The sequence below is a fragment of the Sporosarcina sp. FSL K6-5500 genome (genome assembly GCF_038005665.1).
GTDB classification, from domain to species: Bacteria; Bacillota; Bacilli; order Bacillales_A; family Planococcaceae; genus Sporosarcina; species Sporosarcina psychrophila.
This window is the reverse complement of the sequence record NZ_JBBOTP010000001.1, coordinates 605283-621776: the sequence shown is the minus strand read 5'-3', so window position 1 is coordinate 621776 and position 16494 is coordinate 605283. Positions and strand designations below refer to the sequence as shown.

Genomic DNA, 16494 nt, shown 5'->3' with positions numbered 1-16494 from the left:
ACAGGACATGAAGGACTGAACAATAATAATTTTGAGGATACAAGGAGGTGTGGAAATTGCGAAAACCGCAGAAAATAGGGAAACCTAGCTACCGTCAGAGAGATAATGTGGAACATGAAGGGTATGACGGAGTGCATAGTAATTTCCATGGTGAACTGAACAATCAAAATGGTGTACATCTGTTTGAGAAAATCCTCTCAAGGAATAATCTCAATCAAGCTTACCTACAAGTTGTCAGAAATAAGGGAGCCGCAGGCTCAGATGGTATAACCTATGACCAGCTACTCCCATACTTGAAGGAGCACAGGGAAGAATTACTAGTGAAATTACATAACGGAACTTACCGCCCGCAACCCGTGTTGCGGGTTGAAATTCCTAAACCAGACGGTGGTGTAAGAAAACTAGGAATTCCAACTGTAATCGACCGGATGATTCAACAAGCAATCAATCAAGTCTTACAACCCATTTTTGACCCTACGTTCTCCGATAATAGCTTTGGGTTTCGTCCAAAGCGTAGTGCACATCAAGCTATCACCCTAGCGAAGTCGTACTACGAACAAGGATACAAATATGTTGTAGATATGGATATGAAAGCTTATTTTGACACAGTAAACCACGATAAACTTATGCACTATATTGAGGAAAAGGTTCAAGATAAGCGTGTTTTACGTCTTATCCGCCAATATCTCAAAAGCGGTATTATGGTAAACGGTTTATTTCAAGCATCCGAAGAAGGAACCCCGCAAGGGGGGAACTTATCGCCGCTATTAAGTAATATTTACTTGAATGAATTCGATAAACTCCTCACAACACGTGGGCACAAATTCGTCCGTTATGCGGATGACTGCAATATTTACGTCAAAAGTAGACGGGCAGGTTATCGAGTGATGGAGAGTTCAACCAACTTCCTTGAAGGCGAACTAAAATTAACCGTAAATCGTGAGAAAAGTGCGGTAGGAAGTCCACTGAAACGAAAGTTTCTAGGGTTCTGCCTATTGGCAACTAAAAACGGCGTCAAAATTCGACCACATCAAAAGGCGAAATCTACTGTGAAGCAAAAGTTGAAGAAAATAACAAAGCGGAACAGAGGGAGAAGCATTGAAGTTCTATTCAAGCAAATCAAGCAGCTAATGACGGGGTGGATAAACTACTACGGTATTGGTGAAATGAAAAGCTTTATGAATGAATTAAACGGTTGGTTGAAACGACGAATCAGGCAATACATTTGGAAACAGTGGAAAAACCCACGAACGAAATGTAAAAATCTAATTCAACTAGGTACCGAAGAGCGAAAAGCCTTTGAATGGTCAAATACCCGAAAGGGTTACTGGAGGATTTCTTCCAGTTATATCCTTCATAGGTCTTTAACAGATAGAAAACTGGCACAACTCGGATATATGGATATATCCGTGAAGTACCAGTTTGTACACTCAAATTATTGAACCGCCGTATACGGATCCGTATGTACGGTGGTGTGAGAGGGACGAACGAATCAAATTTCTGATTCGTTCACTCTACTCGATTAGTGTCGCTCCTTCGCTAGAGTTGTTCGTTATACGGGTGAGGGATACCACCTAGTTAATTCTATATAAGTAGTGCCGAAAATATAGATGGCGCCTTCCGCTTGGGTCTACAGGATGTAGGTCATGCAGTCATTGCGACACGATGTCGCGAACTTAGACTGCTTTTCTCTTAATTTCCTTCTTATGGATTATGGTAATATATCGAATCCTTTGGTAAGCTGTATATTCATAGGAAGGGAGAGTGTCGTTTTATCACTAGTAAAGTAGCTTCAATGAAACGTTTCAGTAAACAAGTCGCAATGACAGCGGTAGCAGCCACGCTTCTTTGGACTGTACCAGCAAGTGCCTCGGCCAATCAGAATGCGGTGAAGAGTTATCCGGTATCATCGGGTGTAACTTATTCTCAATATACGCAATCAGCTTCAAAATACATAAATCATCTATCTGTCAATTTAGGAGATCCATATACAAAATTACAAGTTGGACTTCCTTCACCGATTGCGAAGAGACAAGCAACAACAGTGCTCGCAAATCGCGATTCAAAAGATGGGAACCGTGTCGTTGGAGCGATTAATGCTTCATTTTTCGACATGAAAAACGGCTTGCCGATGTATTTGATTTCACAGGGGAACGAGATTGTTAATGGCGGCGTGATCTCCGATTCGACAAGTAATTATGTAAGTCAACCGATTGCATTTGGTGTGACGAAAGATGGACTTTCTGAAATCGATCAATTTAATTTTAATGTTCGTATGGATTACAAAGGAACAAACCATCTATTGACGGGGATAAATCGTCAGCGTCAAGATGATGAAACAATCATTTTCACACCACAGAATATTGAGACACATACGAATTCCAATCAGTACGGAATTGAAATAGTTATCGACACAGGACAGCCAATTACAAATACACAATACGGCCAGAAACTGACGGGCAAAGTTGTGAAAGTACGCGGTTATGGATCGAAAGAGAAAGTAGAAATACCTAAAACAGGATTCGTTCTTTCTGTCCATGGCGCAAAAGGTCTTGAGAAATTCAAAAATATGCAAGTGGGTGAAGATGTATCCCTTGCATTGACTATCGATGATAAATGGATGGATTCTGAGTTCATGTTGGCGAGCGGTCCGATGTTATTGAAAGATGGCAAGGTGAATATTACGATGAATACATCTAATTCACGAGCTACTGCACTTACCGCGCGTACAGCAATTGCAATTAGTAAAGATAAGAAACAAGTGCATCTTGTAACAGTAGACAACGTAAGAGGCTATAGCAACGGGATGTCGCTTACACAATTCGCAAATTATTTAGCAGCACAAGGCTATGATCGGGCACTCAATTTCGATGGTGGCGGTTCTACAGCGATGGGTGTACGGAATCATGGCAGTAATACGGTCGTGCTGGCAAACCGGACGTCAGATTCTTCGGAACGCCAGGTGTCCGCAATCATGGAAGCAATCAGTACAGCACCTGTAAGCGAACCTGCACAACTTAGCGTTTCGCGCAATCAAGTTGGTACGATGCTTGTCGGTTCAAAAACATCCTTGACAGTGAATTACTTACTGGATGCTTATTACAATCCATTAAAAGTGGACAACAGTCAGATTCAAGTGACAGCAGAAAAAGGTAGCGTTGCTGGTTCGGGACTAACGTACAGTGCCGTAAAAGCTGGGGAAGATCGAGTTTCCGTGCAATATGGAAATGCGAAGCAGTCATTCCCTGTATCAGTTGTCGATGCACCGGCTAAGTTAACAATTGTACCTTCTACAACGAAAGTGAAACCAGGTGCAAGCGTGACCTATAAAGCAAATGCAACGGATGCACTAGGAAAGCCAATCATTTATTCTCCAGAACAAGTGAAGTGGAGCGTTACAGGTGATATCGGAACGATTACACCGGCTGGGGCCTTTAAAGCTGTTAATAAAGCAGGCAAGGGGTCAGTAAATGTGACACTCGGATCGAAAACGACAAGCATTCCTATCGTTTTGTCTGATGATACACCAGCGTTTTCTGATATACCTTCCACTTACGCATACTATACAGAAATAAGTTTCCTAAAAGACCTTGGTTATATACAAGGAGATTTGGATGGTAAGTTTAACCCAGGAAATACATTGTCGCGAGAACATGCGGCCGTCATTTTAAGTCGTGTGTTCAACTTAGATGCATCTGTTGCAAGTACACAACAGTTTAAAGACGTACCTAAAAAACACCGTTATTACAATGAAATCAATGCTATTGCAAGTGCGAATCTAGTAGGCGGTAAAGGGGACGGAACATTCGACCCGGCTGGCCAGTTGACACGTGCTCAAATGGCAGCAATCCTTGTGAAAGCGTACAAACTGTCAGGCGAATCGTCTAAGAAATTCAAAGACGTCCCTACAAGTCACTGGGCGTATAAACAAGTTCATATTCTAGCAAACAGTGGGATTACAACAGGGAATGAAAAAGGCAATTTCGAGCCGAATAAACCTGTGAACCGTGCGCAATTCAGCGCATTCCTATACCGCAGTATTAATAAATAAGAAAAGCGGAAGGCGCCGTTTTAGCCCCGAAAAGCGCAAGACACTAGACACCCTATGAACAGGTGCTTTTGGATCACTTTGGACTGAACGACTACTATACAATTATTGGGATTACTTACTGCGTAGGGATGCGACAAAGTCGCATCCCTACGCAGTTTTTCCGTTAATCTTATGGTGGCCGTTCGTCCGTTGCTCTCCAAAGTTACAGGTACACGAAGTGCTAAAAACTTTGGGAACGAGTGAATAACCACTCACCTATTTATAAAGGAGCAGCCAAAGATGCAATTTTGGCTGCTTACTCCTTTTTAATAGCGTTTCCTTTTCGAATGAAAGGCAGTGTCACTTTCTATCTAGCGTCACACTGTTACTTGTATGATCTTTGCTTTATTAAAAGCTGTGACGTGCCCGAAATTTCATCTTCGGGCACGTGTAACCTCTATAGAAAGGTTGTTATTCTTTCATCGTCCAAAGCGAGCCGGAAATGTACAAGTGCAACTTCAGGCTAAAGGGTTCCATTTTCATCGAGTAGCACAGCTATGTTATACTAAATTCATCATGTAGTAGAGGAAGTCGGCTAATGAAAATAGGTATTGTAGGCAATTATGGCAACGATAATAACGGGGACGAAGCGATCTTATTCAGCATTATTAAACAAGTGACGTCAACGTTCAAGATAGACAGTAATGATTTAACGGTATTTAGTAATAATCCTAAACAAACAGCAGAACGGTATGGAGTGACTAGTTTTCCACTGTATTATAAAAATGGCAACGCAGTAAAGACATTTTTTAAAACGTACCAAAATAATAAGAGAATCGTAAAGACGTTTGATTTGCTGATTATTGGTGGCGGCGGAATCTTAATGGATTTATATAAAAGGGAAGCGCCATTATTTGGGTCATATGCAATGATGGCTAAAAATTCGAAGACGCCTTATGTTGTTTACGGATGCGGCGCGGGTCCGCTAAGTAGCGGTATAGGAAAATGGTTCATTCGCTATATGGCTAAACATGCGGAAAGTATCTCGGTGCGCGATCCCGAATCTGTTGAACTGTTGAAGTCAATCGGTGTGAAAGAACACGTTCTGACTATCGGCGATCCAGCATTTTCCCTGCGTCAAACGGGTGTTGAGAAATCGACAGTTCCGACGAAAATCGGTATCACAGCTGTTCCTTATTACAATGCAGGCTATTGGCCTGAAGGGAATCCTGCCATCTATAACGATTATATAGAAGGCATGGCAAAGAATCTGGACAATCTAGCTGAACTAGACAATGTTGAGCTGACATTTTTCGCGACAAAATACCCACAAGATGCAGATGTTACAAAAGATATTCAGAAGAAAATGACACATAAAGATAAGACGACAATCATCGATGATAATCTACTACCAACTATGATCCTTGATGTGACAGCACAGCAAGACATTATTATTGGGACGAGACTCCATTCCTTGATTTTGGCAACATGTACTGAAACACCTGTCATGGCAATTTCTTATCATCATAAAGTGAATGATTTCATGAAACTTGCTGACCTGGAAAAGTATGCATTTCCAATCGGAAACATCAACAAACAACAAACACTATTCCTGGATGCATTCAACGACATGAAAGAAAACTGGCCTGCAACGGTTGAAAGTACGAAGAAACTCTCTCAAGATTTGTATGATGAATCGATGAAAGGAACAGAGCAGTTTATAAAGGCAATAAAGAAAAAGTAAATGACATAAAAACAGCCACAAAAGTGAAACTTACTTTTGTGGCTGTTTTCGTATTGTGAATGAATGGAATGAAACTGTTGTTGACAAACAAATCAATAGATTGGTATTATGTGTGTAACCGGTTACACACATAATAGAAAAGGGTGAAATAGTTGGCCAATATTCGGGATGTAGCGAAAGAGTCCGGTGTTTCAGTAGCGACTGTTTCACGCTTTATAAACCAAAAAGGATATGTTAGTAAAGAAGCAAAAGAGGTTATTGGACGGGCAATCAAAGAATTGGATTATAAACCGAACCTTGTTGCGCGATCATTAAGTACGAAGCAAACGAAACTTATTGGCTTAATTGTACCGGATATTATGAATCCGTTTTTCCCAGAGCTTGCTCGTGCAGTGGAAGATGTTGCACTAACTTATGACTATACGGTCGTGTTGTGCAATTCGGATGAAAAAGCAGAAAAAGAAATCCACTATATTGAGACATTAAGGCAAAAATATGTAGCGGGTTTCATCGTCACAACGAATCAGTTGCAAGCGAGTCATTATCAAAATTTGGATATACCAGTGGTTGCACTGGATCGTACGATAGATGCTTCGATACCGACAGTTTCATCGAACAACAAAGAAGGTGCACGGTTAGGAACTGCCCATTTAATCGAACAAGGTTGTCAACATATCGTCTGCATGCGTGGACCGACAGGACTTGGACCGGCGGATGACCGATTAGACGGTTTTTTAGAGGCTGTAGAAGGTAAGGAAATAGTGACGCATATTATCGAGTGTCCATTTCATTTTGAGCAATCAGAAGAGATAGCTAGAAAATTTCTGTCAGAGCACAAAGGAATTGATGGGGTTTTTGCAAGTAGCGATGTCTCGGCGGCAGGTGTGTTGAAAGCAGCACATTCACTAGGAATTATCGTACCTGATGAGTTGCAAATTGTCGGGTTTGACGGTATAGCACTTGGCGGTATGTTATCACCTGGGCTAACAACAGTAGCGCAAGATATATATAAGCTAGGGGCACTCGTTACACGAATGCTTATTAAGTTAATTGAAGAAATAGAGCTCGAAGAAAAAGAAATTCAAGTTCCGGTTAAACTGATTATTCGAGGGACAACGAGGAGTGAACAATGATGATTACGGTTGTCGGTAGCGTCAATATGGATTTAGTTGTGCAAACGGATGTTTTCCCAAAACAAGGCGAAACAGTTTTAGGTCAATTATTCACCACGGTGCCAGGAGGCAAAGGAGCCAATCAAGCAGTGGCTGCAGCCCGTCTTGGCGGGAATGTCCATATGGTGGCAAATGTTGGGAATGATGGTTTTGGTGAGGAATTACTGGAAAACTTGAAGGGCAACTCAGTAGACGTTTCCGGAGTAACGGAGAGTACGGGGGTAGCTACTGGCATTGCCAATATATTGTTGTCGGATGGAGATAACCGAATCATCGTCGTACCAGGTGCGAATTATGAACTGACGCCTGCATGCATTGATGAAATGAAAGAAACGATTCGAGCAAGTAAACTTGTTTTACTGCAACTTGAAATACCGATACCGACAATTATACATACGTTGAAAATCTGCGCTGATCTGAATGTTCCTGTGTTATTGAATCCGGCACCTGCTGGAGGTTTCCAAAATGAATTTATGTCATATCTTACGTACCTAACACCGAATGAGACAGAATGTGAACAAATTTTTGGGCCGGATATGGAGGCTGCGTTGGAAAGTTATCCAAATCAATTAATTGTTACACTCGGCAGTGCAGGAGCTCGTTATTATGATGGTGAAAAGCATGTCATCATAGAAGGTTTTAAGACAGACGTTGTCGATACGACAGGAGCAGGGGACACGTTCAACGGTGCATTTGCGTATGCGATTGTCGAAGGATTTGAATTGACTGAAGCGGTTACGTTTGCAAACGCTGCCGCATCTTTATCCGTCGAGAAATTTGGTGCACAAGGTGGTATGCTGGCGCGCGCTGACGTAGAACTGCGACTCGGGAGTGATTGGCGATGAAAAAACATGGCATATTGAATCGTGAACTGGCAGCCGTTTTTGCAAAGCTTGGTCATACCGATCAAGTGACAATAGCGGATTGCGGATTGCCTATACCAGATGGTGTCCATTGTATCGATCTTTCATATACGATTGGAAAACCTTCTTTTATTGAAATAGTAGGCGTGGTTTTGGAAGATTTGGAAGTAGAACATGCATTTATTGCGAGTGAAATAGAGAGTAGTAATACTGAAGTGTATGAAATCCTTTGCACTAAATTACCAAGTATAACAAAGCTGGCACATGAAGATTTGAAGCAATTGACGCACAAGTCAAAAGTAATCATTCGCACCGGCGAAGCAACGCCTTTTGCAAATATTGTTCTGCAGTCGGGCGTCATATTTTAAGAGAGCTTGGAGATCTGGGTGACTGTCACCGTCAAAGACTGCTAAATGAAAGTGGGTGAAGAAGTATGATTGAAATGACTGGGATTTCAAAGTCTTTTGATGGGAACTCCGTTCTTACTAATGTGGAATTCTCCGTGAAAAAGGGAGAGATTCATGCCTTAATGGGTGAGAATGGTGCGGGGAAATCAACGCTAATGAAAATACTAACCGGTATTTATGCACGTGATACAGGTGAAGTCAAAGTGAGGGGCAAGCTAGTCGATTTCAAAAACCCGAAAGAAGCAGAACATGCTGGAATTGCAGTTATACATCAGGAACTAAATATATTGCCAGATTTGACGGTCGCTGAAAATTTGTTTTTGGGGAATGAAAAGACGTTTGGTAAAAGTGGTATTTTAAAAACCAAAGAAATGAATAAGAAAGCAAAGGTGATTTTGGGAGAACTCGGACTGGATGTTGACGTAAAAACAGTTGCCAGGGAACTTTCGGTAGGTAAACAGCAAATCATTGAGATTGCCAAAGCAATGTCATCGAATGCAGAAGTGATTGTTATGGACGAGCCGACAGCTGCACTAACTGAGCGAGAAATCGTATCGTTGTTTGAAACAATCAGAGCTCTTCAATCGAACGGTGTATCGTTTGTTTATATATCCCACCGGATGGAAGAGATTTTTGCATTATGTGACCGAATTACCATTTTACGTGATGGCAATTATGTTGGCGTTAAAGAGATTAAAGAAACGTCATTTGATGAAATTGTTCAGATGATGGTCGGACGCGAACTGGGTGAACGATTCCCAGAACGTAACGCTACAATTGGTGATGTGAAATTGACCGCAAGTGGTTTAACACGCAACGGGCATTTCGAAGATATATCGTTTGAGTTGCGTAAAGGTGAAGTTCTCGGAATTGCAGGTTTGATGGGAGCGGGAAGAACCGAAGTTGCTCAATCCTTATTCGGTTATAAAAAATTGCAAAAGGGAACTATTTCACTTAATGGAAAACCTGTGAAAATTAGCAGTCCACTGCAAGCGAAAAAACTAGGTTTCGGCTATGTTACGGAAGACCGAAAGTCGGAAGGCCTTATCGTAGATTTCTCGGTAAAAGACAATTTAAGCTTAACGAATTTCAATAAAGTTTCAAGCAATGGCATCATCAAAGCGAATGAAGAGAAAGTGTTGTACGAAACAATGGTTAAACGGTTGGGTGTCCGAACGTCGGGTCCCAATCAAGCTGCCAAATCGCTTAGCGGGGGAAACCAGCAGAAAGTCGTTATTGCAAAATGGCTGGGTATCGAACCGAATGTGCTGATTTTAGATGAGCCGACTCGGGGTGTCGACGTCGGAGCAAAAAAAGAAATTTACTCGATCATTAATGAACTTGCCGAAAAAGGTGTCGCGATTTTGATGATTTCGTCGGAACTTCCCGAAATTATTGGCATGGCAGATCGGGTACTTGTCATGCATGAAGGTACTCTTACAGCCGAACTGCAAAAAGCTGAAATGACGCAAGAACGAATTATGCATTATGCTACGGGAGGTGACAAAGTTGCTCAAATCTAATACACAGTCGGTACTGCAAAAAATCGGACCCCTTATTGGGCTCTTATTAATTGTCATTATCATTTCAATCATGAGTCCGAATTTTCTTACGCTTAACAACTTACTCAATGTTTTAAGACAAGTGTCGATAAATGCGCTCATAGCATTTGGGATGACCTTCGTCATTTTGACAGGCGGCATCGATTTATCTGTTGGGTCGATATTAGCTTTAACGGGAGCGGTGACTGCCGGATTAATGGCTGGTGGAATGGACCCGCTTCTCGCAATGTTCCTCGGATTACTTCTAGGAGCTGTTCTTGGTGCAATTAACGGCGTCATAATTGCCAAAGGAAAAGTTGCTCCGTTCATCGCAACACTTGCGACGATGACGATTTACCGTGGATTGACTCTTGTATACACAGAAGGAAAACCAATTTCAGGACTTGGTGATTCACAAGCGTTCCAGTTGCTAGGGAAAGGGTACTTCTTCGGAATTCCTGTCCCTGTTATAACGATGGCCATTACTTTTGGGATTTTGTATTTCATTTTGAAAAAGACTACATTTGGTCGCCGCGTATACGCAGTAGGCGGCAATGAAGAAGCTTCACGACTTTCTGGAATCAGCGTAGATCGTATTAAAATTTACGTTTATGCACTGACGGGAATGCTAGCGGCACTTGCAGCATTGATTTTAACATCAAGGCTAAATTCCGCTCAACCAACTGCGGGTAACATGTTTGAACTTGACGCCATTGCGGCAGTTGTCCTTGGGGGGACAAGTTTGACGGGTGGACGGGGTTGGATTGTGGGGACGTTGATTGGAGCACTCATTATTGGTGTTTTGAATAATGGTCTTAATCTTATCGGTGTATCCTCCTTCTTCCAACAAGTGGTGAAGGGTGCAGTTATATTGGTCGCGGTTCTATTGGATCGTAAAAAAACAGCTTAAGGGGATGTTGGGAAATGAAAAAAATGAAAATAGCATTGATCATGGCGATTATGCTCGTACTTGCAGCATGTTCAACAGAGGCACCAGGAGCCAAGAAAGATGAAGAAACTAAAGGTGGAGAAGGAAGTTATAAAATTGGTTTTTCCATTTCAACGTTGAATAACCCGTTCTTCGTAACATTGAGCGAAGGAGCAAAAGAGCAAGCGAAAGAAATGGATGCAACGTTAACAGTTATCGATGCACAGGATGATGCAGCAAAACAAGCGAGTGATGTAGAGGATTTAATTCAACAAGGCGTGGACTTGATTTTGATTAACCCGACGGATTCTAGCGCAGTTGTAGCCGCGGTTGAATCTGCAAACAATGCAGGAATTCCTGTTATCACAGTCGACCGAAGCTCTGAAGGCGGAGACGTTGTTTCTCATATCGCTTCAGATAATAAAGCAGGCGGAGAATTAGCTGGTCAGTTCTTAGCTGAGTTAGTTGGCGATGGAGCAAAAGTTGTAGAATTGGAAGGAATCGCTGGTTCTTCGGCTGCACGTGACCGTGGAATGGGCTTCAATGAAATAGTAAAAGGTAAATTGGATATCGTTGCTAAACAAACAGCGAATTTCAACCGTGCAGAAGGATTGACAGTTATGGAGAATATCATGCAAGCAAACCCTGACATTAAAGGCGTGTTCGCGCATAATGACGAGATGGCACTTGGTGCTCTTGAAGCAATTGAGGCTGCAGGGAAAGAAGTTAAAGTTGTTGGATTCGATGCAACAGATGATGCAGTAAAATCAGTCGAAGCGGGCAAATTGGCTGGAACTGTCGCTCAAAAACCGGATCTTATCGGTAAAAAAGCAGTAGAAGCAGCTGTTCTATCACTTAAAGGTGAAACAGTGGAAGCGTCAATTCCAGTTGAATTGGAATTAATCAAGAAATAATATGCTAATGAATTGCGAAAGCCGCCCTAGATTAAATTCCGGGCGGCTTTTTTTATTCCTTTGAGTGTCTAAATTAGTGTGTAGACCGATCATATAACTACGCCAACCGAGCATATCCACTGTCAAAGCGATCATATATCCATGACACCCAGCATATCCACTGTCCAAGCGATCATATCCCAATGACATCGAGCATATCCACTGTCAAAGCGATCATAACCCAATGATACCGAGCATATCCACAGTCAAAGTGATCATATATCCTTGACACCGAGCATATCCGCAGTCAAAGCGATCATATCCCACTGAAACCGAGCATATCCACAGTCAATGCGATCATATAGGCGTGACACCGAGCGTATCCACAATCAAAGCGATCATATCCCACTGACATCGAGCATATCCACAGTCAAAGCGAACATATAGGCGTGACACCGAGCGTATCCACAGTCAAAGTGATCATATATCAATGACACCGAGCATCCCCACAGCCAAAGCGATCATATCCCAAAGAAACCGAGCATCCCCACAGTCAAAGCGATCATATCCCAAAGACACTAAGCATATCCGCTGTCAAAGCGATCATATCCCAATGACACCGAGCATATCCACAGTCAAAGTGATCATATATCCTTGACACCGAGCATATCCGCAGTCCAAGCGATCATATCCCACTGAAACCGAGCATCCCCACTGTCAAAGCGATCATATAACCCCGCCAACCAAGCATATCCACTATTCAACCAATCATATAACCTCACCAACCAGCATATCCAAACGACTAACACTCAACCTCGCCCCTAATCACCCTAAAATCCAAGCGCTTTCCTAACATCGGCCATATACGTCTGACCAACAGGCAACTCTGTCCCATCTCTCAATGTAAGTACTAGATTGGAAGTAATGTCCCTGGAAATGCGCTGGATAGATGGGATGTTAACAATGTAAGACCGATGGATACGTAGAAACGTCTTTGGCAGTCGTAATTGTAAATCTTTCAGCGTGTAGCTGATACAGAATTGTTCACTTGCAACATAAAACCAAGTTTTCTTTTGCAAGCTTTCTATATATGCGATCTCTTCAATTGGAATTGGACACCATTCTTCTTCCTGTTTGCCCGTGAGGAAACGAAAGGGTTCTTGTTTCAGTATATGATAGTTTGAAGGCAAAATGACGAGTAGTGCAGCGGGCTCGCCTTGGAGGTCAATCGGATAACCGATTCCATAATACGGGGACCCGAACAATGTGTTATCCATAACTTTATCAACTTTGAGTCGTTTATTAATTACTTTATCCGCAATGCTGCCGGGTACAACAGGTTGCCCTTCTATTAGTTGGATATCCTGAATGCCTTCCACATAATAAATGTAGCGGTCGCCCATGGCAATCGCGATTGCGGCGTCTTTCGGTATCCAATCACCTAGTATAGAAACATATTGTTCTAACGTTTCTCTTGTAATTACCATATTTGTTTCCCCCTTGTTTTCTATGAAACTCTAAAATAACAAACTACTTCGTCATCGTAAAATCGAGTTCATCCTAAAATAATGCCCTTTCGTCGGAAAGTACAGACAACTTTGTATCTTCTGTTATATATTACTGTATAACAACTTCAGCTGTTATGAAACAGTACTAAAGAATTAATTTCATAACTGGTTGAACATAAAAAAACTGGAAGGTGTGACTGTAGATATGACTAGACAAGAGCAGATTAAACAATTGGAGAAAAGCTGGGCGGAGGATAGCAGATGGAAAGGAATTGAACGTCCTTACACTGCCGAAGATGTTGTGAAACTGCGTGGATCTGTTTTAATCGAACAAACACTGGCAACAAAAGGTGCAACTCGCTTATGGAGTTCATTGCATGAAGAAGATTTCATCAATGCTCTTGGTGCTCTAACAGGAAATCAAGCTGTTCAACAAGTAAAAGCTGGACTTCAAGCAATCTATCTAAGTGGTTGGCAAGTGGCGGCAGATGCAAACCTTTCGGGTCAAATGTATCCGGACCAAAGTTTATATCCGGCAAATAGTGTTCCTTCTGTCGTCAAACGTATCAACCAGGCACTTCAACGGGCTGACCAAATCGACCACTCAGAAGGGCGCGTAGACGGTTTTGACTGGTTCGCTCCAATTATTGCAGACGCTGAAGCAGGTTTCGGAGGACCACTTAACGTATTCGAATTAATGAAAGGCATGATAGAAGCTGGAGCAGCAGGCGTTCACCTTGAAGACCAACTTGCATCCGAAAAAAAATGTGGACACTTGGGTGGTAAAGTATTGCTACCTACACAAAATGCAATCCGTAACTTAGTTGCTGCAAGGCTTGCGGCTGACGTTCTCGGCGTACCAACTGTTCTTATTTCACGTACAGATGCAGATGCAGCAGATATGGTCACAAGCGATATTGATCCAGTAGACGCTGAATTCCTTACTGGAGAACGTACACCTGAAGGGTTCTACCGTACAAAACCAGGTATCGATCAAGCGATTGCACGCGGATTAGCATATGCACCTTATGCCGACCTTGTCTGGTGTGAAACATCGCATCCATCTCTGGAAGAGGCACAACAGTTTGCAGATGCAATCCATGAGAAATTCCCTGGAAAGATGCTTGCTTACAACTGCTCGCCTTCATTCAACTGGGAAGCAAATTTGGATGAAGCGACAATCGCGAAATACCAAGTGGAACTCGGCAAAATGGGTTACAAATTCCAGTTCGTTACACTTGCGGGCTTCCATTCATTGAACCACAGCATGTTTAACCTTGCACATGACTATAAAGACAATGGAATGGCGGCCTATTCAAAACTGCAACAGGCTGAATTTGCTAATGAAGACAAAGGGTACACAGCGACTAGACATCAACGTGAAGTTGGAACAGGATACTTCGACGAAGTGTCACAGATCATTTCTGGCGGTACATCTTCTACGACCGCGATGAAGGGCTCGACGGAAACCGCGCAATTTGTTTGATCTTTCGGTTCCAGTTGCTGCCACAATTCGAAGGGCATGAATGGTATCAGTAATTGGGCACCAACAACAATCGGGGAGGGTGATCAATCTGTCTACGAATCAAGTGACATCTCATACTATAAAAGTTTTAGGCGAACTGACTGCTGAAAGTGAAGAGATTTTAACGCCGGAAGCACTTGCATTCCTACAATCTCTTCATGATAACTTTGACGAAAGACGGAGAGAGCTTTTGGCTAACCGGCAACAGCGTCAAAGTAGCATCGACAGTGGAATAAAACTGGATTTCTTACCCGAAACACAACATATACGGGATGGGGATTGGACAATTGCTCCCCTCCCGCATGATCTACAGGACAGACGAGTGGAAATTACAGGTCCTGTCGGTCGGAAGATGGTCATCAATGCATTGAATTCAGGTGCAAAAACATTCATGGCTTGTTTTGAAGATGCAACATCTCCCACATGGGCAAACATGTTGGAAGGACAGCTCAATATGAAAGATGCCGTTCGGCGGACGATTGAGTTTGAACAGCATTCCACTGGAAAGACATACAAGTTGAACGATGAACCCGCGGTGCTCATGATACGGCCGCGCGGATTGCATCTGCTGGAAAAGAATGTCGTAATTGATGGAGAGTCGATTGCAGGAAGTTTCTTTGACTTCGGATTGTACTTTTTCCATAATGCCAAGGAATTAATCGCTCGCGGATCTGGGCCATATTTCTACCTACCTAAGCTTGAAAGTCATTTGGAAGCAAGATTGTGGAACGATGTGTTTGTCTTTGCGCAGCAGCAACTTGGAATTCCAACCGGTACAATTCGGGCAACGGTGTTAATCGAAACGATTGCGGCGGCATTTGAAATGGACGAAATTCTATATGAACTTCGGGACCATTCAGCAGGTCTCAATTGTGGACGCTGGGATTATATTTTCAGCTATATTAAACGGCTGCGCAATCAACCGGACGTTATCTTGCCTGATCGTGGGCAAGTAACGATGACATCGCCATTCATGCGGGCTTATACATTGCTTTGTATTCAAACCTGTCATAAGCGCAATGCACCGGCAGTCGGTGGGATGGCTGCACAAATTCCAATTAAAAATGACCTAGAAGCAAACGCAGCAGCATTTGGCAAAGTAAGTGACGATAAACGCCGTGAAGCGACGGATGGACATGACGGAACGTGGGTAGCGCACCCAGGACTTGTCGCGGTTGCGATGGAGCAGTTCAACGAGCATATGCCGACACCGAATCAGATTGGTCGTAAACGAGAAGATGTCAAAGTTACCGCTGATGACCTGCTGGAAGTCCCAAAAGGAACGATTACGGAACAAGGCTTGCGAATGAATTGCAGTGTAGGCGTTCAATATATCGCATCTTGGCTCAGGGGGAACGGGGCAGCTCCTATTAATAATTTGATGGAAGATGCGGCGACAGCTGAAATTTCAAGATCACAAGTATGGCAATGGATTCGTCATCCGAAAGGGAAACTTAGCGATGGGCCGGATATTACAGAGAAATTGGTTGCAAAAGTATTGCAAGAGGAACTGGAATTAATTAAACAGACTGTTGGTGACACTGCGTTCACTACTGATAAATATGAAGCAGCTGCAGAACTGTTTTCAGCATTGATCGTGCAAGATGACTTCGTTGAATTTTTGACACTGCCGGGGTATGAAAAATTAAATTGATTTACAAATGGAGGTAAAAAATATGAGAGTGGAGGAGATTTATATGCAAACAAACAACAATAGGAAAGAATTGCCGAGAAAAATTTGTCGTGAATGTGGATGTGAAATTGTAGAGCAGATTGAATCCCCATTGTTTGAGTGCGAGCGGTGTATTGGTTCGAATGAAGAGTGACATAGCAACGGCTCTATTCCTACAAGTGGAATAAAGCCGTTTTTACTTGCTTCTATT

The 16494-nt window shown here is 42.6% G+C and carries 14 protein-coding genes; 12 read left to right on the top strand and 2 right to left on the bottom strand.

What is annotated here, in order from left to right; translation table 11 throughout:
* The first annotated feature begins 56 nt into the window (after positions 1-56).
* From ltrA to rbsB, 9 genes are all read left to right on the top strand, one after another.
* Positions 57-1442 carry a group II intron reverse transcriptase/maturase gene (gene ltrA / locus MKX62_RS02815; protein ID WP_338652480.1) on the top strand — a complete coding sequence of 462 codons (1386 nt, stop codon included), beginning with the start codon at positions 57-59 and terminating at the stop codon, positions 1440-1442.
* Between the two features lie 353 nt (positions 1443-1795).
* Positions 1796-4051 carry an S-layer homology domain-containing protein gene (locus tag MKX62_RS02810; protein WP_187045676.1) on the top strand — a complete coding sequence of 752 codons (2256 nt, stop codon included), beginning with the start codon at positions 1796-1798 and terminating at the stop codon, positions 4049-4051.
* Positions 4052-4628: 577 nt separating this feature from the next.
* Positions 4629-5774 carry a polysaccharide pyruvyl transferase family protein gene (locus tag MKX62_RS02805; protein ID WP_340740627.1) on the top strand — a complete coding sequence of 382 codons (1146 nt, stop codon included), beginning with the start codon at positions 4629-4631 and terminating at the stop codon, positions 5772-5774.
* A 152-nt stretch (positions 5775-5926) separates the two neighbouring features.
* Complete coding sequence (locus tag MKX62_RS02800) at positions 5927-6907, top strand: LacI family DNA-binding transcriptional regulator (protein WP_067212272.1); 981 nt, start codon at positions 5927-5929, stop codon at positions 6905-6907.
* A complete protein-coding gene (rbsK, locus tag MKX62_RS02795) occupies positions 6907-7791 on the top strand; it encodes a ribokinase (protein WP_340742536.1) in 885 nt (294 codons plus the stop codon). The genes MKX62_RS02800 and rbsK overlap by 1 nt, the downstream gene beginning before the upstream one ends.
* A complete protein-coding gene (gene rbsD / locus MKX62_RS02790) occupies positions 7788-8177 on the top strand; it encodes a D-ribose pyranase (RefSeq protein WP_340740626.1) in 390 nt (129 codons plus the stop codon). Before rbsK ends, rbsD begins: the two co-directional genes overlap by 4 nt.
* 65 nt (positions 8178-8242) lie before the next feature.
* Complete coding sequence (locus MKX62_RS02785; RefSeq protein WP_340740625.1) at positions 8243-9739, top strand: sugar ABC transporter ATP-binding protein; 1497 nt, start codon at positions 8243-8245, stop codon at positions 9737-9739.
* A complete protein-coding gene (gene rbsC, locus MKX62_RS02780; RefSeq protein WP_067212262.1) occupies positions 9726-10667 on the top strand; it encodes a ribose ABC transporter permease in 942 nt (313 codons plus the stop codon). Before MKX62_RS02785 ends, rbsC begins: the two co-directional genes overlap by 14 nt.
* 14 nt (positions 10668-10681) lie before the next feature.
* Positions 10682-11599 (top strand): ribose ABC transporter substrate-binding protein RbsB, encoded by a 918-nt coding sequence (gene rbsB / locus MKX62_RS02775; protein WP_340740624.1) that lies wholly within the window; start codon positions 10682-10684, stop codon positions 11597-11599.
* A 623-nt stretch (positions 11600-12222) separates the two neighbouring features.
* On the opposite strand, the gene MKX62_RS02770 is transcribed toward rbsB, so the two are convergent.
* Positions 12223-12387, bottom strand: a complete 165-nt coding sequence (locus MKX62_RS02770) for a hypothetical protein (protein WP_340740623.1) — start codon at positions 12385-12387, stop codon at positions 12223-12225.
* Between the two features lie 21 nt (positions 12388-12408).
* Positions 12409-13065: a LytR/AlgR family response regulator transcription factor gene (locus tag MKX62_RS02765; protein ID WP_067212257.1), complete on the bottom strand. Its 657-nt coding sequence runs from the start codon at positions 13063-13065 to the stop codon at positions 12409-12411.
* 226 nt (positions 13066-13291) lie between these two features.
* On the opposite strand from MKX62_RS02765, the gene aceA reads away from it, so the two are divergent.
* From aceA to yhfH, 3 genes are read left to right on the top strand one after another with little or no spacing between them, the layout of a single operon-like run.
* Positions 13292-14572 carry an isocitrate lyase gene (aceA, locus tag MKX62_RS02760; protein ID WP_340740622.1) on the top strand — a complete coding sequence of 427 codons (1281 nt, stop codon included), beginning with the start codon at positions 13292-13294 and terminating at the stop codon, positions 14570-14572.
* Between the two features lie 40 nt (positions 14573-14612).
* Complete coding sequence (gene aceB, locus MKX62_RS02755) at positions 14613-16265, top strand: malate synthase A (protein WP_340740621.1); 1653 nt, start codon at positions 14613-14615, stop codon at positions 16263-16265.
* A gap of 7 nt (positions 16266-16272) precedes the next feature.
* Positions 16273-16437: a protein YhfH gene (gene yhfH, locus MKX62_RS02750; protein ID WP_399628794.1), complete on the top strand. Its 165-nt coding sequence runs from the start codon at positions 16273-16275 to the stop codon at positions 16435-16437.
* Positions 16438-16494 lie beyond the last annotated feature (57 nt).